Below are 20,770 nucleotides of genomic sequence, written 5' to 3' on the forward strand. Positions count from 1 at the left end.
CCGCCGTGTCCCTCTCGGTCGGCCTGCCATGTCTGGGAAGTATGTGGTATCCACAATGGCCAGTACCCTACCGTGCTGATGAGCGATGTATCCGCGGAGCAGAGGGAGTCCGGACACGCCGTGGTCCGATTCACTGCCCGGGTCGCCGGCCTTGTCCAGGGCGTCGGCTTTCGTGACTACGTGCGTACCCGGGGCCGGCGCCTGGGCCTGGTCGGATCCGCCACCAACCTCCCGGACGGGGCGGTCGAGGTGGTTGCGGAAGGGCCGGAGCCGGCCTGTCGTGACCTTCTGCACTTGTTGATGACGGGTCACACCCCTGGGCGGACGGACAGGGTGGAGGCTGTGTGGCAGGTGGCGCAGAGCGATCTGACCGACTTCCGGCGAAAGTGACTGGTTGCAGACGCTGTGTTGTCGGAACTGTCGTGGGAATGACCGTCCGCTTTTTACATGTTCACCGGACCGGCTCGGGAGCATGTGGCATGCTCTTGACTTTCGGTCACTCGACGTGGGAGCCTGGAGTCATTGTTTGGGGCGCACTCTGATCTATTCGGATCTTGTGCTGTCTGACACCCACTAGGTCACTCATCGTGGAGGACCATCACTATGGCGAAGGCCCTTTTTGGCCACGTCGGTTCCGGCGGCGGCTTGCGTCTCTCTTACGAGATGCGTCGGCTTCGTGCCCGTGTAGCGGAGCTCGAGGCAGAACTGGCTCGAGTACGTGAAGTCAACGAGGCGTTGGTGGGTGGTGTCGACGTGCCGGAGGATGTCCGGGCGCTCGACGCTGAACCGGCGTTCAGCTGAGCTGGCGGGGCGTTTCCCGGGGAGGCGCCCCCTCATAGTGGGTATGCCCGGTTACGTGGGCAAGGCTCCGTTTCTACGGGTGTCATGATCATCGAGGTCGCTGAGATCGTCGGATCGGTCGTTCTCTTGCCGGCTCGTCTCTGTCCAGTGATGTTGCCTGTGTGTCTCGGATCACTTTGGCGGCTCTATGCCCAGGAAGAGCCGGGCAACCTCGCTCCTCGCCTTTTTTGTGCTTTTTTCGGAGCGTAGCCTGCTGGGTGCTTCGGGTTGCCGACTAGGATGGCTCTGTCGAACGTCGGCTGAGTCCGGCCATCCCGGGTCGAGCCGGTGAACCCTTCCAGCGCTCCGGAGACTGGTGCATCTCAAGAACTTGACCCTGCGGGGCTTCAAGTCCTTTGCGAGCTCGACCTCCCTGCATCTCGAGCCGGGAATAATCTGCGTGGTCGGGCCCAACGGGTCGGGCAAGAGTAACGTCGTCGACGCCATCGCCTGGGTACTGGGGGAGCAGGGTGCCAAGGCCCTGCGTGGCGGCACCATGTCCGATGTCATCTTCGCGGGCACGCCCGCTCGCCCGGCCTTGGGGCGCGCCGAAGTACTCCTGACGATCGACAACTCGGACGGCGCGCTCCCCATCGAGTACACCGAGGTGACCATCGGGCGGCTGATGTTCCGCAGCGGCGAGAGCGAATACACGGTCAACGGTACCGGTTGTCGCCTGCTGGATATCCAGGAACTGATGAGCGACTCGGGTATCGGCCGAGAGCTGCACGTGATCGTCGGCCAGGGTCAGCTCGACGCGGTCCTGCACGCGCGCCCGGAGGATCGCCGCGCCTTCATCGAGGAGGCCGCCGGCGTCCTCAAACACCGTAAACGCAAGGAGAAGGCACTCCGCAAGCTCGAGGCGATGTCGGCGAACCTCACCCGCCTCACCGATCTGTCCGCCGAGCTGCGTCGGCAGTTGGGGCCGCTCGGTCGCCAGGCGGAGATCGCACGTAAGGCCGGTGTGATTCAGGCTTCGCTCCGGGACGCCCGCCTGCGCCTTCTCGCCGACGATCTCCATCGTGCCCGGGCCGCGATCGCCTCCGACCTCGCGGACGAGGAGGCATTGCGGGCGCGGCTGACGACCACCGAAGCCGCTCATGCCGCGGTCGCCCGCCGGGAGGAGCAGCTGCAGGCCGACCTGACGGCGATCGTTTCGCGCGCCACCGGCGCCCAGGAGACCTGGTACGCCCTGGCATCCCTGCGGGAACGGCTGCGGGGCACCCGTTCGCTCGCCGTCGAACGGGGTCGCCTGTTGCGTACCGCGGCCGACGACGTACGTGGGCGCCGCGACCCCGAGGAACTGGAACAGGAGGCCACGGCGGTCCGGGAGCAGGAAATCGCCCTCACCGAGCGGCTGGAGCGTGATCGGGACCTGCTCGCCGAGGTGGTCACCAGGCGTGCCGATCTCGAGGCCGCGCTCGCCCGGGAGGAGAAGGAACTGATCGCCGCGGCACGCGCGGCGTCTTTTCGCCGTGAGGAGATCGCGCGCCTTGCCGGCCAGGTGGAGGCTGCCAGGTCCCGTGTCACCAGTGCCGAGAACGAGATAGCACGGACGACCGAGGCACTCGACGCCGCGCGGGAGCGGGAGACCGAGACCTCGGCGTCACGTTCGGCCCTCGAGATCGAACTCTCCCGGATGGAGAGCGCACGGGAGGATCTCACCGAGCGGCACAGCGCGGCCGTGGCGGTGCATGCCGCTGCCGCCGAGCGGCTCGAGGTCCTGCGCGGTGAGGAGCGTAGCGCCGAGCGTGACCGCGCCTCCTGGGCTGCGCGACGTGACGCGCTGCATCTCTCCCTCGCGCCGGCCGACGGAGCCGCGGCACTGTTGAGGGCTGCTACCGGCGCGCAGACCGCGCAGACCGGGCGGGGCGCCTCGAACACGGCGGAGGACCCGGCTCCGGCACTGGATCCGACCCTCGAGGTGATCGGCCGGCTGGCCGGCGTCCTGAGCGTGACCGCCGGCGCGGAGGCGGCCATCGCCGCGGCGCTGGGCGCGGCGGCGGACGCCCTGCTCGTCGGCACGTCGGAAGATGCTATGGCGGCCTTTGCGTGGCTGCGGGAAACGGGCGCCGGCCGAGCAGCGCTGGTGGCCGCCGTCACCGTCGCGGATGAGCCTGACGCTTGCGCCGATCCCGCCGCCTGCGCCGGCCCTGTCGGCAGCGCGGCGACCGACCCGGGGGCGGCCAGCGCCGACGGTCCGCTCCCGGCCGGTGCCGTTGCCGCGCTGGATCTGGCGGAGATCGGTGACGACCGGTTCCGTACCGCCGTGTCGTCCCTGCTCGCCCGGACTGTCGTGGTCGAGGATCTGGCAGCGGCCGAGCGGGCCACGGCGTTGCGTCCCGACCTGCGGGTGGTCACCCGCGCCGGCGACGTCATCGGTGCGCCCCTCTCGATCGGTGGCAGCGCGAACCCGCCGTCTGCGATCGAACTGCAGGCCGCGGCGGACGAGGCCGAGGCCGGCGTGGCGGAGGCGACCCGTCGCGTCGAGTCCGCCCACGAGGCGTTCGAGCCCGCGCGTGCCGAGGTGACCCGGGCCCGTACCGCCATCGACGCGGCACTGGCGGCGCTGCACGGGACCGATGCCCGGCACCGGGCGCTGTCCGAGCAGATGGCGCAGCTCGATCGTTCGGGAGGGGCCGCGGCATCCGAGATCGCCCGATTGGAGGATACCCGATCACGGGCCGAAACAGCCCGTGATCGGGCATACGGAGCGTTGACCGAGCTCGAGGCGTCGCTCGCCGCGACATCTGAGCAGCCGGAGGCGGGGGAGCGTGCTCCGGATGAACGGGACCGGCTCGTCGCGGTCACCTCCGCCGTGCGCGCCGCCGAGGTCGAGGCCCGGTTGGCCGTCCGTACCAGCGAGGAGCGGGTGCGAGGCCTGCAGGGACGCGCCGACGGACTGATTCGCGCGGCGGCGAACGAGCGGGCGGCACGGGCCGCGGCGGCCCGTCGGCACGAGGTCCGCGAGCGGCAGGCGGCCGTCGCGACGGTGATGGGGGAGGCGGCCCAGGTCGCTCTCGACCGACTGGACCATTCGCTGGCTCGCGCCGCGGCGGAGCGGGAGGAGGCCGACGCACTGCGCAAGGCCGCCGAGACGGAGCTGGTCGGGGTGCGTGACCAGGGGCGCGCCCTGGCCACCGAACTCGCGGCGCTGCGCGACGCCGCCCATCGCGACGAGCTGGCCCGAGCGGAGAAGCGGCTGCGGGTGGAGACGCTGGAAGCCAAGGCTCTGGAGGAGCACGGCATCGACGCGGACGACCTGGTAGCGGAGTTCGGGCCGGGCACGCTGGTCCCGCCGGATGAGCCCGACGGCACCGCGGTGCCGTTCGATCGAGCCGAGCAGAGCGCCCGGGCTGCCACCGCGGAGAAGCAGCTGGCCCGGCTGGGGCGGGTGAATCCCCTCGCCCTCGAGGAGTTCGCCGCGCTTCAGGAGCGGGCGGCGTTCTTATCCGCGCAGCTCGAAGACATCAAGAGCACCCGCCGGGATCTTCTACTGGTCGTCGAGGAGGTTGATCTGCGGGTGCGTGAGGTCTTCGCCGTCGCGTTCGCGGACACCGCTCGTGAGTTCGAGATCGTTTTCTCGACGCTGTTCCCGGGCGGTGAGGGCCGGCTGGTGCTTACCGATCCTGATGACATGCTCACCACGGGCATCGAGGTCGAGGCGAGGCCGCCGGGAAAAAAGGTGAAGCGTCTGTCGCTGTTGTCCGGCGGGGAGCGTTCACTGACCGCACTCGCTCTCCTGCTCGCGATATTCCGGGCCCGTCCTTCGCCCTTCTACGTGCTCGACGAGGTCGAGGCAGCTCTGGACGACCGCAACCTCGGCCGGCTGCTCGATGCTGTCGAGGGTCTGCGCGAGAAGTCGCAGCTGATCATCGTCACCCACCAGAAGCGGACGATGGAGATCGCTGACGCCCTGTACGGCGTGGCCATGCGGGGCGACGGGGTGACGACAGTGATCAGTCAGCGGCTGCGGGAGCGGGCGGCGCTCTGACGCCGCCGCCCTCCCGCCGGGCGAGCGCCACGGCCTTGTGGCGTCATCTGTCAGGATCGGTACGTGGAGCTCCTCATCCTGATCGTCGTCATCGCCGTCGTCGTACTGGCCACCGTGGGCCTGGTGGCCGGCACGGCCCTGCGCCGACGCCCCCGCCGATCCGTCGAGGAAGGCCCGCGCCCGGGCGCCGACTACCGTCCCGGGGTCGGTGACGATGCCGAGGTACCCCGAGATTCGGCGACCAGGACGGTCGACGACATCGGTCTTCCCGATGTGCTGCCGCCGTCCCCGACGGAGACCGAGGGCGTCGGCGCCCCGCCCGCCGAGATACCGGCCGCGCCGGGGATCCCGGTCCAGGAGCGGATCCCGCCGGAGGCACCGCCGCCGGCCGCCGGCCGCCTCGTCCGGCTGCGCCTGCGGCTGGCTCGTTCGCAGAACGCGCTCGGTCGCGGATTGCTCTCCCTGCTGTCCGGCGACAATCTCGACGAGGACGCGTGGGAAGACGTGGAGGCGACCCTGCTCCTCGCCGACGTCGGGGTTACGGCGACCACCGAGCTGGTCGCCGCGCTGCGGGAACGCACGAAGGTGCTCGGTGCCCGCACGCCTGCGGATGTGCGGGCGATGCTGCGCGACGAGCTGCTTGCCCAGATCGGTACGACGACCGACCGATCGCTGCGCACGACGGCCCCGGATCGTCCCGCGGTCGTACTCGTCGTCGGTGTCAACGGTACGGGCAAGACCACGACCTGTGGAAAGATCGCGCGGCTGCTGGTCGCGGACGGGCGTACGGTCGTGCTGGGCGCGGCGGACACGTTCCGTGCCGCGGCCGCGGATCAGCTTCAGACCTGGGGTGAACGGGTCGGCGCGATCACGGTCCGCGGGGCCGAGGGGGGTGACCCCGCGTCGGTGGCGTTCGATGCGGTCCGACAGGGCACGCAGAGCGGTGTGGACACCGTGTTGATCGACACCGCCGGCCGGCTGCACACCAAGGCAGGCCTGATGGACGAGTTGGCGAAGATTAAAAGAGTGGTGGGCAAGCACGGTCCGGTCGATGAGGTGCTGCTCGTGCTCGACGCCACGACCGGTCAGAACGCGCTTGTCCAGGCACAGGTGTTCACGCAGGCGGTTGATCTCACCGGAGTCGTGCTGACCAAGCTGGACGGTACGGCCAAGGGCGGGATCGTCATCGCCGTGCAGCGCGAGCTCGGCATGCCGGTGAAACTGATCGGCTTGGGAGAGGGTCCAGACGATCTTGCTCCCTTCGAGCCGGAGGCGTTCGTCGACGCCCTGTTGGGCGAAGCTGGCTGATCGATCGAGTGGCCGCCGGATCGGCGAAGACCACAACGTGCTCAGCGTCAAGGCCTTCCGGTCGTTCGGCATGTGACCTAAGCTTCATCACTGAGCGGAGCTGTGGGGCTCCGTGGTCAGCCGCGCCATGTTCCTCGGTGTTCTCCTGGCCGGGGGGTGAGCGTCCGGCGAGGCGTCTCGCCCTCCTCAGCGCAGAGGGCGGGCCCGGCAGGTGAATGACCAGGTCGGTGTCCGTGCGGGCATGCCTCGCCGGGCCGCGCACGTCGCGTCCGCGTCGATCGGCCGATGCGTGACGTCGTCGGTTGATCGGACGCGGGAGTGTGCTGTCCTCGTCGTCGGGTGCGTACGCTGGTGCCTGCGGTCCGTCTGCGATCTCGGAGTGTGTGCGCGTGTTCGACACCCTTTCCAGCCGCCTCGACAAGGTCTTCGCGTCGCTGCGTGGCAGAGGGCGCCTTACCGATGCCGACATCGACGCCACTGCGCGGGAGATCCGGGTGGCTCTGCTCGAGGCGGACGTCGCGCTCCCGGTCGTCCGTGGCTTCGTGGCCGCGGTGAAGGAGCGTGCCCGCGGCGCCGAGGTCAGTGCGTCGTTGAACCCTGCCCAGCAGGTAATCAAGATTGTCAATCAGGAGCTCGTCGCGATCCTCGGCGGCGGCACGACGATGCTGCGGTACGCCAAGACCCCGCCGACGGTGGTCCTGCTCGCCGGCCTGCAGGGAACGGGTAAGACCACCCTGGCCGGCAAGCTCGGGCGCTGGCTCAAGGCCCAGGGTCACATCCCGCTGCTGGTCGCGGCCGACCTGCAGCGTCCGAACGCGGTCAACCAGCTGCAGGTGGTCGGGGCGCGGGCCGGGGTGGAGGTCTTCGCGCCCGAGCCCGGCAACGGGGTCGGGGATCCGGTGCGCGTCGCGCGCGACGCGCTCGCGCACGCGCGCCGGCAGGTCTTCGATGTGGTCGTCGTCGACACGGCCGGGCGGCTCGGCGTCGACGAGGAGATGATGCGGCAGGCGGCCGACATCCGCGACGCCGTCTCACCGGATGAGATTCTCTTCGTCCTGGACGCGATGATCGGTCAGGACGCGGTCGCGACCGCGAGCGCCTTCGCCGATGGCGTGGGATTCAGCGGAGTGGTCCTGACCAAGCTTGATGGCGACGCGCGCGGTGGTGCGGCCCTCTCGGTCGCCCAGGTGACCGGTCGGCCGATCATGTTCGCCTCCACCGGCGAGGCCCTGGACGACTTCGACGTCTTCCACCCGGAACGCATGGCGTCGCGGATCCTCGGTATGGGTGACGTCCTCACCCTCATCGAGCAGGCCGAGAAGGCGTTCGAGGCCGAGCAGGCCGAGGCCATGGCGGCGAAGATGGTCGCCTCCGAGTTCACTCTCGAGGATTTCCTCGAGCAGATGCTCGCGGTCCGCAAGATGGGCCCGATCGGCAACCTGCTCGGCATGCTGCCGGGTATGGGCCAGATGAAGGATCAACTGGCGCAGGTCGACGATCGGGACGTCGATCGGGTGGTTGCGATCATTCGGTCCATGACGCCGACGGAACGGCGTGATCCCAGGATCCTGCAGGCGTCCCGCAAGGCTCGGGTCGCGCGTGGATCCGGGGTCACGGTCACCGAGGTCAACCAGTTGCTGGACCGGTTCGCCGAGGCCCGCAAGATGATGCGGCAGATGGCCGGCGGCATGGGGATGCCGGGGGGGATGGGTCGAGCGAAGGCCGCCTCGGCTCGCAAGGCCGCGAAGAAGGGCAAGGGAGCCAGCCGCAAGGGTAATCCGGCGGCACGGGCGGCCCAGGCCAAGGCGCAGAAGTCCACTGCGCAGGAGCGGCTGGCGAAGGGCCCCGCGCTTCCGGACGGCATGCCGGATCTCTCGGCGCTGATGCGGCAGCAGGACGGCTTCGGTGGGATGCCGCCGCGCGGCCCCCGCGGGGGCCGTTGACCCGCGCGAGGCGGCCGTGGTGGATGCACGGGCTCCCCGGTCGTGCGCGGCGGTCACGATCTGGCAGACTGTAAGCTCAATACAGGCCCTGCCTGCCAGCGCCGGTGTCGCTGCCCTCATTCCTCGCGGTGTCGCGGTTCCTCGCGGTGTCGCGCGGGAGATGTGTGAGTGGTTGTCCGGCGCGGGTGCTTCCCACCACCGGGGCTCCATGCGCAGCCGTGGAAAACCAGTGGTCATCGACATGTCTGGAGCCGTTCGACCACCGTGGCAACCAAGATTAAATTGCAGCGTCTCGGCAAGATGCGCGAGCCGCACTACCGCATCGTCGTGGCCGATGCCCGTACCAAGCGGGATGGTCGGGTCATCGAGTCCATCGGGCAGTACCACCCCAAGTCCGACCCGAGCATCATCAAGGTCGACGCCGAGCGGGTGGGGCACTGGCTCTCGGTCGGTGCACAGCCCACCGAGCCCGTCCTCGCGATCCTCAAGGTCACCGGGGACTGGCAGAAGTTCAAGAACCTGCCGGCGCCCCCGCCGATGAAGGTCGCCGAGCCAAAGGCGGACAAGCGGGAGATCTTCCAGGCGGCCGCGCGGGCTGCCGCGGGCGCCGAGGACCGGCCGGCCACCACGCCGAAGAAGGCCAAGAAGTCCGGGTCGGCAGAGTCGGCAGAGGAAGCCGCCCCGGCCACGGACGCACCGACGACCGCGGGGCAGTAGGTGCTGGAGGCGGCCCTCGAACATCTTGTGCGAGGCATCGTCGATCACCCCGACGACGTCCGGGTGGACCTGAACAACGGTCGGCGTGGACGTACCCTGGAGGTGCGGGTGCACCCCGAAGATCTCGGGAAGGTCATCGGTCGGCGAGGCCGTACCGCTCGTGCGCTGCGCACGGTGATGGGCGGTGTCGGAGGCCGGGGCCTTCGGATCGACGTTGTCGATATGGATCATTAGCATCCGCCGATGTTGTCGCGAGCTTCGTCCTGATTGCTCGAGAAGTCGTGGCTGAGGAGATCGTCGTCGGGCGGATCGGCCGGCCGCATGGCATCCGCGGTGAGGTCACGATCGAGATTCGCACCGACGTGCCCCACCGCAGGTTCGCCGTAGGGGCAGTCCTCGGTCGCGAAGGGGGCGGAACTCCGCTCACCGTCTCCGGTGCTCGTTGGCACTCGGGTCGCCTGTTGCTTCACTTTCGCGGGGTGGACGATCGTGGCGCCGCGGAGGCGCTGCGCGGCGTGCTCCTGGCTATCGACGCGGATCAGGCGGGATCGCCGCTCGACGACGATGCCGCCGACGGCGAGGCCGTGGAGATGTGGTGGGATCGGGACCTGGTCGGCCTGCGGGCGGTGACCACGGCGGGCATGTTGTTGGGGCACGTCACCGACATCATTCACTCCCCTGCGGGAGACCTGCTCGCGATCGGCGGCCCGGACGGTGGCGAGCATCTCGTCCCCTTCGTCCGTGACATCGTGCCGACCGTCGACCCCCCCGCCGGCCGGATCGTCGTGGATCCGCCGCCCGGCCTGCTCGATCTCGATTGACTCGGGTCCTGCGCCGGAAGTTGGCTGCGCCGCCTCGGCCCGGTCTTCGGCTGGCGGGCAGGTCGGGTTTCCCGGCAGGCAGCCGATACCTCTGAGAACCGATATCTCTGAAAGCAGCCGATGCGCGCCGACATCGTCACCATCTTCCCGGCCTATCTCGAGCCACTGCGTCTGTCGCTCGTGGGCCGGGCCCAGGAGCGCGGAACCCTGCAGATCCATACACATGATTTGCGGATGTGGACCACGGATGTTCATCGCACCGTGGATGACGCCCCCTACGGGGGAGGCCCGGGAATGGTCATGCGGCCCGAGCCCTGGGACGCGGCGTTGTCGGAGATCACCGCACGAGTGGCCGGTAGCCGGCCCCGGGTCGTCGTGCCGACCCCGGCGGGGACTCCGTTCACTCAGCGCTATGCCGAAGAGTTGGCGCGCGAGCCCTGGCTGGTGTTCTGTTGCGGGCGCTACGAGGGTATCGACGCCAGGATGATCGAGACCTGGGCTGATGACGAGATCTCCATCGGAGACTATGTGCTGGCCGGGGGCGAGGCCGCGACTCTGGTGATTCTCGAAGCGGTTACGCGGCTGCTGCCCGGAGTCCTCGGTAACAGTGCCTCGGTCGTCGACGACTCTTTCTCCGACGGCTTGCTGGAAGGCCCGGTCTACACCCGTCCGCCGGTATGGCGGGGGGCCGAGGTGCCGTCCGTTCTCCGCTCCGGCGATCATGAGGCGATCGCCCGCTGGCGTCGTTCCCAGGCGCTTCGTCGTACCCTGTTGCGGCGCCCGGACCTCCTGGAACGCCGCGAGTTCGCCGAAGCGGACCGAGCCGTACTCGCTGCCGAGGCGGCCGGGCGGATGGTGCCGGGCCCCCACCGAGGGGACTGGCCTGATCCATCGTCGTGACGTCGAGGGGTAGGGCGGTCCGGTCTCTCTCCTAGGTGTGGCACAGTAGGATGCAGTGTCCGTCGGTTCGTGACCGGTTCGGGCGGCCTCGGGTCGCATGTCTTCCCCGCGGGACACCTCGCGGTGATTGCGTCCACCCATGCCGGCCAGATCGGCCTCGACCATGGATTGTCCGTCTCGGTGCGTTCCGGGGCCGCGGACGATCCATTCTCAACTCTTCAGGAAGCGACTGCCATGCACACCCTGGACAGCCTCGACGCCGAGTCGCTGAGGACCGACGTGCCCGAGTTCTGGCCGGGCGACACCCTCAAGGTCCACGTGCGGGTTGTCGAAGGAAACCGTCAGCGCATCCAGGTCTTCCAGGGTGCCGTCATCCGCCGCCAGGGTGGCGGGGTGCGGGAGACCTTCACCGTCCGTAAGGTCAGCTTCGGCGTGGGCGTGGAGCGGACCTTTCCCCTCCACAGCCCGATCGTCTCGAAGATCGAGGTCGTGAGCCGCGGTGACGTCCGACGGGCCAAGCTGTACTACCTGCGTCAGCTGCGCGGTAAGGCTGCCAAGATCAAGGAGAAGCGTGAGCCGGTCGCGCGCTGAGGTTACCGCCACCCCGTGACGCGTCCGGATTCTCCATCCGCGACTTGCCGGTTGCCCGTGCAGGTGCCGTCGCCGTTGATGGAAGAAGATAGGCGGCACGGTCCGCAACGCTGTCGCAAGGTGCGGCTGGTGGCACGTCGACCGGTCCGATGAGGTTTGGCGGTCGATCCTGCGAGGTGGCGGCGTGAACGCATCCGATCCCAGTGGGCCTCGGGTACCGGGAAGGACCGAGTGCGGCCAGCCGGACGGCGCGCAGTCGAGCCCTGCGACCGAGCCAGACGGCCCGAAGGACCAGGCGCAGCCCGACAGTCTGGAAGCCACCGGTCGTCGGGTTGCCCGGCCCGAGGCGGCGCGGGCCCGTGGCCGTGGCTCGTTCCTCCGCGAGCTCCCGGTCCTTGTGCTGATCGCCTTTCTGCTCGCCCTGCTCATCAAGGCTTTTCTGGTCCAGGCGTTCTGGATCCCCTCGGAGTCGATGGAACGGACACTGCTCGTCGACGACCGGGTTCTTGTCAACAAGGTCGTCTACCACTTCCGCGACGTGCACCGGGGTGAGATCGTCGTCTTCAACGGCAAAGGAACCGGATTCGATCATGCCGAGTCCGTCGTCCCGCCGCCGAGCAACGCGTTCAGCAGGTTCGTTCGTGGCGCGCAGAACCTGTTGGGTCTCGGGGCTCCGAGCGAGACCGACTTCATCAAACGCGTCATAGCGGTCGGCGGCGACACGGTCGCGTGTTGCGATACCGCGGGCAGAGTCTCGGTCAACGGCCATCCGCTCGACGAGCCGTACGTCTACCAGAACGACTATCAGCGGTTCGGCCCGCTGACCGTCCCGGCTGGCTACCTGTGGGTGATGGGTGACCATCGCGGGGCCTCCTCGGATGCCCGGCAGAACGGGCCGATCCCGAAGCATGCGGTGGTGGGACGGGCCTTCGTCCGTGTCTGGCCACTCGGCCGGTTCGGATTCCTGGGCGTTCCAAACGATTTCGCCGGGATTCCCGTCGAGTCGGTGGTGCCTCCGGCTCCTCGTGCGCCGGCCGGGTCGGCTACATCAGCCGGGTCGGCCACATCAGCCACATCGGCCGCGTTGTCTTCCGCCGACGACGCCGCGGTGCCGCTGCCGGGCTCCCCGGCCACGGATGACGCATCCCTGTTCGCCCTTGCCGTGCTAATCCCCCCGGCGTGGACCGCCACCCGTCGGCCCCGCCGGATGCCACGAGGCCCCACGCGCACGCGCGCGTCAGGGACGGCTCGGCGCCGCGGTCCGTCATGAGACACTACGGTGCCGCTCTTCGCCGGGATGCGGGGCTGTTCGGTTACGAGCGCGCTCTGAACAGGCATGGTCTCGGTCCGGTCGCAGGGGTCGACGAGGCGGGTCGTGGGGCATGCGCCGGACCCTTGGTCGTCGCCGCGGTGATTCTGGCTCCGGAGGCTCGTCGACGGCTGGCGCGGTTGGCCGACTCCAAGCTCCTGACCGAGCAGATCCGTGAGAGTGTTTTCGAGGACGTGACGGCCGCCGCCGAGGCGTGGTCGACCGTCGTCATCTCCGCGGCCGAGATCGATCGGGTCAGCCTGCACGTAGCCAACATCACCGGAATGCGACGCGCGGTGGCGCGCCTGCCTGTGCGCCCAGGGTACGTGCTCACGGATGGATTCGCGGTCGCCGGTTTCGGAGCGGAGTCGTTGGCGGTGGTGAAGGGAGACCGGGTGGTCGCGTGCGTGGCGGCAGCCTCGGTCGTGGCGAAGGTGACGAGGGACCGGATCATGCGTGCGTTGCACACGCGCTATGCCGAGTACGATTTCGCGCAGCACAAGGGATACGTCACCGCGGCCCACGCGGCGGCGCTGGCGCGCTGCGGACCGTGTGACGAGCATCGGATGTCGTACGTCAACGTGGCTGCGCATGCGGCGACGACGAGGGAAGCACGATCATTGCGGCTGGAGGACAGGGTGCTTGTGACCAGCCGGCATGGCGTCACGGAGACTGTATGAGCGCGGAAGACCTCGAGAAGTACGAGACCGAGATGGAGTTGCAGCTCTATCGCGAGTACCGCGACGTGGTGGGGCTTTTTTCGTATGTGATCGAAACCGAGCGCCGCTTCTACCTCGCGAACGACTACCAGATCGAGGTCAGGAACAGCACGGACGGCGAGGTCTTCTTCGAGTTGATCTTACGGGACGCCTGGGTGTGGGACATGTTCCGTCCTGCGCGTTTTGTTAAAAATGTCCGAGTAGTCACCTTTAAAGATATCAACGTCGAGGAGTTGACCAAGGCCGAGCTCTGACGCCGACTCTCGGCGTCACGCTTTCCAGCCCCGGCCGCTTGATCGCTTCGGCGTTTTGATCGTCTCGGCGGTATGTTCGGCAGATCGGCATCTCATTCCGGTCGGTCGTCGCCTGGATCGACAGTGCGAGTCGGCCCGTCACCGAAGCCCGTGATGCCCCGCTGAGATGTCCGCCCAGCTCGTTCCTGTGGAGAAACCCTCGCCATCCACATATCGATCATGTGGATGGCTCTCCGGCCCGCCCACGTCCACGCTGGTCACGACCGGCGGGCACCCGTCCCCCGGCGAACGGGAGCGGCGATGCGGGCAAAGGACGCACTGGGCAGGTTCGGCGAAGATGTCGCCGCCCGCCATCTGGCGGCGGTCGGCGCCGAGATCCTCGACCGTAACTGGCGCTGCCGCGAGGGCGAGCTCGACCTCGTTGTGCAGGACGGTGAGAGCCTGGTGTTCTGCGAGGTCAAGACCCGATCCGGGACGCGTTACGGATCGGCCGCCGAGGCCGTCGTGGGTCGCAAGGCGGCTCGGATCAGACGCCTGGCTGCCCGATGGCTCGCAGAGCACCCCCACGCCTCGTCGTTGGTGCGTTTCGACGTCCTCCTGGTGTCCCGCCCTCCGGCGGGTCCGGTTCGTGTCGAGCACATCCGGGGAGCGTTCTGATGGCCCTCGCGCGGGCCCGGGGGGTGGCGGTCGTCGGGGTCGAAGGTCACATCGTCGAGGTGGAGGCGGATCTCGCCAATGGTCTTCCGCGGCTGACTCTCATCGGTCTGCCCGATGCCGCGTTGCATGAGTCGCGGGATCGGATTCGCGCCGCGATCGTGAACTCGGGCCAACGGTGGCCTGATCGGCGCATCACGCTCGGGTTGTTCCCCGCCACCCTCCCGAAATCGGGCAGTGGTTTCGACCTGGCTATGGCGGTGGCGATCCTCACCGCGGCCGGTGTGGTGCCGCGCGCCGCCCTGCTCCGTCGGGTACTCATCGGCGAGCTGGCGCTGGATGGCCGGGTGCGCGGTGTCCGCGGGGTGCTCCCGGCGGTACTTCGGGCGGTGGCTGCCGGTATCGAACGGGTCGTGGTACCGGCGGGCAACGCCGCCGAGGCGGCGCTGGTACCGGGCGCGGTGGTAGAGCCCGCTGTCGATCTCACCAGTGTGCTGGCGCTCCTGCGGGGAGAGATCGCCGCCGAGCCCGTGGCGGCCCCCACGGCCGAAGCTGCCTCCACCGACGGTCAGGTCGGGGATCTGGCGGACGTGGCGGGGCAGAGCAGGGGCCGGCTGGCCGTCGAGGTCGCGGCGGCCGGTGGCCATCACCTGTTCATGCAGGGGCCGCCCGGCAGTGGCAAGACCATGCTGGCCGACAGACTGCCCGGGCTGCTGCCGAACCTCGGTACCGAGGCCGCTCTCGAGGTGACCGCGGTCCATTCGGTCGCCGGCCTGCTGCCCGCGGACTGCCCGCTCGTCACCCGACCGCCGTATCGTAGTCCGCACCACAGCGCGACCCCGGCGGCACTCGTCGGGGCAGGCTCGACGGTGATTCGGCCCGGGCTGGCCAGTCAGGCGCACCGGGGCATCCTGTTTTTGGACGAGGCGCCAGAGTTTACCCGTCAAAGTCTCGATGCGCTACGTCAACCGTTGGAGAGCGGCGAGATCGAGATCGCCCGCGCTCGCGCGACGACACGGTTTCCCGCCCGCTTCCAGCTGGTTCTGGCCGCGAATCCCTGCCCGTGTTCGAAGGCCCGTGGCCCACGCGCGGTGGGCTGCGAGTGCCCGAGCCTGGTCCGTCGGCGCTATCTGGCCCGTTTGTCCGGGCCGCTCCTGGATTGGATCGACATTCAGGTGGCGTTGAGCGCTCCCAGCCGGGCGGAGCTACGGGCGGACCGTGGCCAGGGTGATTCGTCCGCGGTCGTCGCGGCGCGGGTCGCCGCGGCCCAGGAGGCGACCCGGGTCCGGCTGGCCGGAACGCCGTGGCGGCTCAACGCGGAGGTGCCGGGGCCGGCGATGCGCCGACTGTGGCCGCTGCCGGCGAGGGCGACGGCCGTGGCCGAGCGGGCATTCGAAAGAGGCCTGCTCACCGCGCGCGGTCTCGACCGTGTCCTGAAGTTGGTGTGGACCTTCGCCGATCTCGCCGGACGGGGCACGCCCGGTCCCGAGCAGTTCGGTGCCGCGCTGGATCTGAGATTGCCCGGGTGGTCGGCATGAGCATGGGAGGCCCCCGTGGGGACGCTCCTGACCGTGACGTGAACCGTGTCGCGCAGGAGACCGTGTCGCGCAGGAGGAAGAAGCCGCATCCGGTGCCGTCTTCAGGGAGTGGGACATGAGCTCGACGACTCCGCCGGATGCCCGGGGGGCGGATCCCGGTCCCGCGCCCGGGAGGGTGGCACCGGGTGACACCGACTGGTCGGATCCCGAGCGGTTGGCCCGTGTCGCCCTAGCCCGCGTCTTCGGCCCGGAACATCGTCGCGTGGCCGTCGAGGTCAGGCGCCGGGGTGCGTCCGAGGTGTGGAATGCGCTCCGGGCGGCGCACCCGAGTGTCGATCCGGTTCGGGACCTGGACGCGGCATGGCGCGCCGGCGCCCGGCTGGTCTGTCCCCAGGACGCCGAGTGGCCCCTCGAACTGGATGCCCTGGACCGTTTTCGGGACGAGGGAGACGGTTCGATGATCGGCATTCCACTGGCTTTGTGGGTCCGTGGTCCGGTCAACCTGAGCGAGCTCCCACCCCGGGCGGTCACTGTCGTGGGCTGCCGGACCGCGACCAGCTACGGGCTGTACCTCGCCGGAGAGATCGCGTTTGCGATGGCGGAACAGGGATGGGCCGTGGTGTCGGGAGCCGCGTTCGGCATTGACGCAGCAGCACACCGGGGGGCGTTGGCCGCAGCCGGATCGACGGTGGCGGTGCTCGCCGGGGGTGTCGACGTTCCCTACCCGACTGCCCATGTGGAACTGCTGGAGGAGATCGCCTGTACCGGGGCGGTAGTCAGCGAGGTGTCGCCGGGCACGCCTCCGTACCGACGCCGATTCCTCACCCGTAATCGCATCATCGCGGCTCTGTCCCGGGGGACGGTCCTGGTTGAGGCGGGCCACCGTAGCGGCGCGCTGAACACGGTCGCCCACACCCGTAGGCTCGGTCGTCCCGTCATGGTCGTTCCGGGACCGGTGACCAGCGCCATGAGCGCAGGCTGTCACCGGCTGCTCCGGGACTTCCGTGAACAGACGGTCCTGGTTACCGGAGCCGAGGACATCAGGGAGGAAATCGCGAGTATCGGATCGTTCGCACAGCGGCCGGCGAGCGGGGATGGCCCGCGGGACGGGTTGTCCGAGGCGGTGCGCGAGCTTCTCGACGCGATGCCGGCCCGCGCTGCCGTCGGGGTGGCTGTGCTGGCGCGCCGCACCGGCCTGCGCCCCGAGGCGGTGCTGGCGATGCTGGGCCCACTCGTGGTGGAGGGGCTGGTCGAGAACGTGGCGGGCGGTTACCGCCTCACGAATCTGGGCCGAGCGCCGTCGAACCCGTCCCATCCCGCCACGTCCGGCAGGCGGTCCGGTACCCGACCGGGTGCCGCCCACGGCGGGGCCGATCGTTCCCCGACGCGCAGTACCGCGGATCCGGGACTCGACGGCGAAAACCCCGATGGGGAGACCTGAGGCAGCTTGGGTGCAATGTCCTCGGGTGCAATGTCGCGGACGCCGCGGCGTCTTGACGAGAACCGCCGATGCCGCCACGGTCGTCGCATGGCCCTGCGAGGCGAGAGCACCGAGGAGCCCGCCGACGGTCGACTTCCGCCGCGGCAGCACCCCCGATCGACGCGTGGATCAGACGCCCGGCCAGGCGAGATAGTCGAGACACCCGAGTCCGGCTGGGAGACGGCGGTCGCGGGTTTTCTCCGCCATCTCACCGCGGAGCTGGACCGATCTCCTGAGACCGTGCGTGCCTACACCGCCGACCTCGCTAACCTGCGCGCTCACGCGGAGCGGATGGGCTGTTCGGTCCTCGCCGACCTCGATCTGGCGCTTCTGCGGAGCTGGCTCGCCTCGATGCGCGCCGCCGGGGCGGCGCCGGCAAGCCTGGCCCGGCGCGCCTCGATGGCCCGGGTCTTCTCCTCCTATGCGGCGCGCCGTGGCTTCCTCGACACCGACGTCGCCGCACGGCTCGTAGGTAACCGTACGGTCAGAAGGGTGCCTGAGGTGCTTACCGCCGCGGCCGCGCGTCAGCTCCTTGAGAACCCTTCGCCTGATGTGTCGCCCCCGGGCACGTCGCAGCCGTCCGGGCTGCCGGACTCGACGGCAGACTCCGAGCGGGCCGTACGGCGGGCGGTGGAGCTGCGGGACGCACTCGTTCTCGAGCTCCTGTACGGCAGCGGAATCCGGGTGTCCGAGCTGTGCGGTCTTGACCTGGGGCACATTGATGACAACCGGAGGTTGCTGCGGGTTCTCGGTAAGGGCGGCAAGGAGCGCAGCGTGCCGTTCAGTGTGCCGGCGGTGGCCTCCCTGCGGTCCTGGCGATCAACGGGACGGCCGCGGCTGATGACCGCCCGTAGCGGGCGTGCGCTGCTCCTCGGCCTGCGCGGAGGTCGCCTCGACCCGCGCACGGTACGGCGGATTCTGACGACGAGGGTGGCGGCCGGTGTTGCTCCGGCCGGTCGGACTCCGCATGGTCTGCGACATTCGGCGGCGACGCACATGCTGGAAGGCGGGGCCGATCTGCGCTCCGTCCAGGAGTTTCTCGGCCATGCAAGTCTCGCGACCACGCAGATCTATACCCACGTGACGCCGGAACGGTTGCGCGCGGCCTTTGAGCAGGCTCATCCCCGGGCTTGAGAGAAGGCCGGGGACCCAGGGGAGCGATCTGCTAGGGGGACGAGGGGCAGGAGGCGGGGCGGAGTTCTGCGGAAGAACAGCAGAGGATTGAGGTAGTCCGTCCGGCGCAGAAGCCCCCAGTGCAGGCATGCGGCCACCGGACAGCCTGGATGGCCATCGCTCATCCAGCCGAGCAGGTCCCCGGCTCGGACCGCGGTTCCGGGACTGATCGCCGGCGTCAGTGGTTCGTAGGTCGTGCGGAGGTCGCCATGCGTGACGGTGACGATGCCGCGGTTCGCCACGGACCCGGCGAAACTCACCACCCCGTCGGCTGCGGCGAGAACCGGGGCGGCCGGAGAGGCTTTGAATTCGTAATGAAGTAATTAATGCAAGCCAATATGCGTCTTCGCAGGTCACGGGCTCGCGAGGATCCCGAAGTGAACAAGTTATTTCATTCCGAATCCTTTGAGGTCGATTCCGCGATGACCCGGTCCGTAGGGCGAAAGCGGGCGTTCGAAACCGCGGCTCACCGTGACGGCCCCCGACAACGTCCATCGCAGAGCCCGGACCCTGCCGCCGTGGGCCGGCGGTGCCGCGGAGTTCTCCGGTCCGACGTCGCCGGGTGGCGGGTCCGGGTGCTCGTCCCCTTCTCCGCCGCCCGGCGGGCCGGCGGCCGGCGGGGTCACGGCCGGCCGCGTTCGTTCCCCGGCTCGGCGGTCCGCCGGCCGGGGAGATCGTGGGGCGGAGGGAGGCCGGACGGTGGGAGTCGCCGGTCGTCGAGGTGACGAGGTTGCCTTCGGCGAGGGGGCGCGAGGCGAGGGGGCCGGATGCGCCGCCGGCGTCGACCGCGCTGTGGACGGAGCAGGTGTCGTCGAGGGTTCCGCCGACGTGCCGGGGGTGAGCCTGAGAGGAGGTGGGACCGGGGTCCCCACCACGGCCCGAACCTGGCTGACCCCCAGGGCCTGCTCGATGACGTCGTGGCGGGGCGCGGTACCGAACCCGTCACCGGGGCCGAGCCCACCGGCGGAGTCGGTCGCACCGGACGGGGCGGACCGCCCGGGCTCGGACAAGGGCTCGGACAAGGCGGTGGTGCTCCGTTGCGGATCACGTGCGGCCAGGACGAGGCGTGGCCCGTCGGCGTGCGGCTTGATCGGCATCGTAGTGGGCCGTCCCAGGGCGATCAGGATGGCGACCGCCGGGATGACGAGCCAGAGCGGGTCGAAGCGTGGCAAAGGGGGCATGACGGTGACACCTCCGGGTCCGGGGGAGGCGCGGCGGCCGGACCCGGTCCAGGTCCGCTCGTCCGGCCGCCGCTGTGCCGATCCGAGGGGGGAGCGGACCGGCCTCGTCCACGGTGCGGCGTTTTGGTGCCGTTGGGTAGACCGGCCGTGTGATCTGTGGATAACTCCCGCCGCATGCTGTCGGTGCCCGCGCTCTGTGGACATCGCCGGCCGGTCCGTTGATCCGATCCGATGTGGTCGCCCGATGGATCCTCGTACCCGGCAGGTATCATCGCTCGCAGGGCCCGTCCACCGGGCCCAGTTCGCACGCCCACTTCCGATGATCCGATCCGGATCATCGGAAGGGTCTCCTCGGTCCGCCGCACAGCGACGGCCACGACCAATCGGGCGTCAGGGGCTGCCGTCGTCAGATGGCGCCGTCACAACCGAGGCGTCCCGGCCCAGGCCGGGCGGGAAGGAGCGACGTCCGATGGCCGTCGTCACCATGAAGCAGCTGCTGGAGAGCGGTGTGCACTTCGGGCACCAGACCAAGCGCTGGAATCCGAAGATGAAGCGGTACATCTTCACCGAACGTAACGGCATTTACATCATCGACCTGCAGCAGACGCTGTCCTACATCGACCGCGCCTACGACTTCGTCAAGGAGACCGTGGCGCACGGTGGGACGGTCCTGTTCATCGGGACGAAGAAGCAGGCCCAGGAGGCAATCGAGGAACATGCGGCCCGAGTCGGGATGCCGTACGTCAAGGAGCGGTGGCTCGGTGGCATGCTGACCAACTTCTCCACGGTCTACAAGCGTCTTCAGCGGCTCAAGGAGCTCGAGGAGATCGAGGTAACCGGCGGCACCGAGGTGCGCACGAAGAAGGAACAGCTCGTGCTGACCCGGGAGAAGGTCAAGCTCGAGCGCACCCTCGGCGGTATCCGCGACATGAGCCGGGTGCCGAGCGCGGTGTGGGTCGTCGACACGAAGAAGGAGCACATCGCCGTCGGTGAGGCCCGCAAGCTCGGCATTCCCGTCGTGGCGATTCTCGACACGAACTGCGACCCGGACGAGGTCGATTACCCGATCCCCGGCAACGACGACGCGATCCGCAGCGCTGCGCTGCTCACCCGGGTGGTCGCCGATGCGGTCGCGGACGGTCTGATGGCCCGTGCGGGCGCCTCGAGCTCTGCCGATGCCAAGCCCGAGCAGTCTGCGGGTAAGGAGCCGCTCGCCGAGTGGGAGCAGGCACTGCTGCGTGGTGAGGCACCTGTCGAGGCCCCGGGTGCGGTGGAGCCGGCGACGGCGGGGCCCGCGGACGGGACACGACCGGACGCCGCGGTCGGCACCACGGTCTGACCCGCTACC

Annotated in this window: 19 protein-coding genes and 1 pseudogene; 18 read left to right on the plus strand and 2 right to left on the minus strand. The window is 69.3% G+C overall.

Annotated elements, in window-relative coordinates:
- Positions 1-78: 78 nt before the first annotated feature.
- The 17 genes from AC08OT_RS01300 to AC08OT_RS01380 all read left to right on the plus strand — a co-directional run bounded on the left by AC08OT_RS01300 (position 79) and on the right by AC08OT_RS01380 (position 18,202).
- Positions 79-390: an acylphosphatase gene (locus AC08OT_RS01300; RefSeq protein WP_035731396.1), complete on the plus strand. Its 312-nt coding sequence runs from the start codon at positions 79-81 to the stop codon at positions 388-390.
- Positions 391-603: 213 nt separating this feature from the next.
- Positions 604-801, plus strand: a complete 198-nt coding sequence (locus AC08OT_RS01305; protein ID WP_476591578.1) for a hypothetical protein — start codon at positions 604-606, stop codon at positions 799-801.
- Between the two features lie 355 nt (positions 802-1,156).
- On the plus strand, positions 1,157-4,834 hold the full coding sequence (gene smc / locus AC08OT_RS01310; protein ID WP_476591579.1) for a chromosome segregation protein SMC: 3,678 nt from the start codon (positions 1,157-1,159) through the stop codon (positions 4,832-4,834).
- A 63-nt stretch (positions 4,835-4,897) separates the two neighbouring features.
- Positions 4,898-6,142 carry a signal recognition particle-docking protein FtsY gene (gene ftsY / locus AC08OT_RS01315; protein WP_476591580.1) on the plus strand — a complete coding sequence of 415 codons (1,245 nt, stop codon included), beginning with the start codon at positions 4,898-4,900 and terminating at the stop codon, positions 6,140-6,142.
- Positions 6,143-6,531: 389 nt separating this feature from the next.
- Positions 6,532-8,085, plus strand: a complete 1,554-nt coding sequence (gene ffh / locus AC08OT_RS01320; RefSeq protein ID WP_476591581.1) for a signal recognition particle protein — start codon at positions 6,532-6,534, stop codon at positions 8,083-8,085.
- 264 nt (positions 8,086-8,349) lie between these two features.
- A complete protein-coding gene (gene rpsP / locus AC08OT_RS01325) occupies positions 8,350-8,802 on the plus strand; it encodes a 30S ribosomal protein S16 (protein ID WP_476591582.1) in 453 nt (150 codons plus the stop codon).
- Complete coding sequence (locus tag AC08OT_RS01330; RefSeq protein WP_476591583.1) at positions 8,803-9,036, plus strand: RNA-binding protein; 234 nt, start codon at positions 8,803-8,805, stop codon at positions 9,034-9,036.
- 47 nt (positions 9,037-9,083) lie between these two features.
- Positions 9,084-9,623, plus strand: coding sequence for a ribosome maturation factor RimM (gene rimM / locus AC08OT_RS01335; RefSeq protein WP_476591584.1), 540 nt, complete (start codon positions 9,084-9,086; stop codon positions 9,621-9,623).
- 120 nt (positions 9,624-9,743) lie between these two features.
- Positions 9,744-10,523 carry a tRNA (guanosine(37)-N1)-methyltransferase TrmD gene (trmD, locus tag AC08OT_RS01340; RefSeq protein ID WP_476591585.1) on the plus strand — a complete coding sequence of 260 codons (780 nt, stop codon included), beginning with the start codon at positions 9,744-9,746 and terminating at the stop codon, positions 10,521-10,523.
- Positions 10,524-10,757: 234 nt separating this feature from the next.
- A complete protein-coding gene (gene rplS, locus AC08OT_RS01345) occupies positions 10,758-11,114 on the plus strand; it encodes a 50S ribosomal protein L19 (RefSeq protein ID WP_462187772.1) in 357 nt (118 codons plus the stop codon).
- Positions 11,115-11,298: 184 nt separating this feature from the next.
- The gene (gene lepB / locus AC08OT_RS01350; protein WP_476594801.1) at positions 11,299-12,384 is read left to right on the plus strand and encodes a signal peptidase I; all 1,086 of its coding nucleotides are present in this window, start codon (positions 11,299-11,301) and stop codon (positions 12,382-12,384) included.
- Positions 12,381-13,103 (plus strand): ribonuclease HII, encoded by a 723-nt coding sequence (locus AC08OT_RS01355; protein ID WP_462187770.1) that lies wholly within the window; start codon positions 12,381-12,383, stop codon positions 13,101-13,103. Before lepB ends, AC08OT_RS01355 begins: the two co-directional genes overlap by 4 nt.
- Positions 13,100-13,396, plus strand: a complete 297-nt coding sequence (locus AC08OT_RS01360; RefSeq protein ID WP_011437963.1) for a DUF2469 domain-containing protein — start codon at positions 13,100-13,102, stop codon at positions 13,394-13,396. The genes AC08OT_RS01355 and AC08OT_RS01360 overlap by 4 nt, the downstream gene beginning before the upstream one ends.
- 300 nt (positions 13,397-13,696) lie before the next feature.
- Positions 13,697-14,053 carry a YraN family protein gene (locus tag AC08OT_RS01365; protein WP_476591587.1) on the plus strand — a complete coding sequence of 119 codons (357 nt, stop codon included), beginning with the start codon at positions 13,697-13,699 and terminating at the stop codon, positions 14,051-14,053.
- Positions 14,053-15,588, plus strand: coding sequence for a YifB family Mg chelatase-like AAA ATPase (locus tag AC08OT_RS01370; protein ID WP_476591588.1), 1,536 nt, complete (start codon positions 14,053-14,055; stop codon positions 15,586-15,588). Before AC08OT_RS01365 ends, AC08OT_RS01370 begins: the two co-directional genes overlap by 1 nt.
- Before the next feature lie 115 nt (positions 15,589-15,703).
- Entirely contained in the window at positions 15,704-17,029 is a 1,326-nt protein-coding gene (gene dprA, locus AC08OT_RS01375; protein ID WP_476591589.1) for a DNA-processing protein DprA, read from the plus strand.
- Positions 17,030-17,044: 15 nt separating this feature from the next.
- A complete protein-coding gene (locus AC08OT_RS01380; RefSeq protein ID WP_476591590.1) occupies positions 17,045-18,202 on the plus strand; it encodes a tyrosine-type recombinase/integrase in 1,158 nt (385 codons plus the stop codon).
- Here AC08OT_RS01380 and AC08OT_RS01385 read toward each other — a convergent pair.
- Together AC08OT_RS01385 and AC08OT_RS01390 are read right to left on the minus strand one after the other, a co-directional pair.
- Positions 18,187-18,540: pseudogene (locus tag AC08OT_RS01385) on the minus strand (M23 family metallopeptidase); the annotation flags it as partial. The gene AC08OT_RS01380 and the pseudogene AC08OT_RS01385 sit on opposite strands and share 16 nt — an antisense overlap.
- A gap of 87 nt (positions 18,541-18,627) precedes the next feature.
- Positions 18,628-19,422 (minus strand): hypothetical protein, encoded by a 795-nt coding sequence (locus AC08OT_RS01390; RefSeq protein WP_476592396.1) that lies wholly within the window; start codon positions 19,420-19,422, stop codon positions 18,628-18,630.
- Between the two features lie 469 nt (positions 19,423-19,891).
- Here AC08OT_RS01390 and rpsB point away from each other — a divergent pair, with 469 nt between their 5' ends.
- Positions 19,892-20,761 (plus strand): 30S ribosomal protein S2, encoded by an 870-nt coding sequence (gene rpsB, locus AC08OT_RS01395; RefSeq protein ID WP_476592395.1) that lies wholly within the window; start codon positions 19,892-19,894, stop codon positions 20,759-20,761.
- Positions 20,762-20,770: the final 9 nt, after the last annotated feature.

The organism is Frankia sp. CgJB1 (assembly GCF_977947065.1).

Coding starts and splice junctions, on each gene's coding strand:
- AC08OT_RS01300 (WP_035731396.1), top strand. CDS start 79: ATGAGCGATGTATCCGCGGAGCAGAGGGAGTCCGGACACGCCGTGGTC.
- AC08OT_RS01305 (WP_476591578.1), top strand. CDS start 604: ATGGCGAAGGCCCTTTTTGGCCACGTCGGTTCCGGCGGCGGCTTGCGT.
- trmD (WP_476591585.1), top strand. CDS start 9,744: ATGCGCGCCGACATCGTCACCATCTTCCCGGCCTATCTCGAGCCACTG.
- rplS (WP_462187772.1), top strand. CDS start 10,758: ATGCACACCCTGGACAGCCTCGACGCCGAGTCGCTGAGGACCGACGTG.
- AC08OT_RS01355 (WP_462187770.1), top strand. CDS start 12,381: ATGAGACACTACGGTGCCGCTCTTCGCCGGGATGCGGGGCTGTTCGGT.
- AC08OT_RS01360 (WP_011437963.1), top strand. CDS start 13,100: ATGAGCGCGGAAGACCTCGAGAAGTACGAGACCGAGATGGAGTTGCAG.
- AC08OT_RS01365 (WP_476591587.1), top strand. CDS start 13,697: ATGCGGGCAAAGGACGCACTGGGCAGGTTCGGCGAAGATGTCGCCGCC.
- AC08OT_RS01370 (WP_476591588.1), top strand. CDS start 14,053: ATGGCCCTCGCGCGGGCCCGGGGGGTGGCGGTCGTCGGGGTCGAAGGT.
- dprA (WP_476591589.1), top strand. CDS start 15,704: ATGAGCTCGACGACTCCGCCGGATGCCCGGGGGGCGGATCCCGGTCCC.
- AC08OT_RS01380 (WP_476591590.1), top strand. CDS start 17,045: ATGTCCTCGGGTGCAATGTCGCGGACGCCGCGGCGTCTTGACGAGAAC.
- AC08OT_RS01390 (WP_476592396.1), bottom strand. CDS start 19,422: ATGCCCCCTTTGCCACGCTTCGACCCGCTCTGGCTCGTCATCCCGGCG.
- rpsB (WP_476592395.1), top strand. CDS start 19,892: ATGGCCGTCGTCACCATGAAGCAGCTGCTGGAGAGCGGTGTGCACTTC.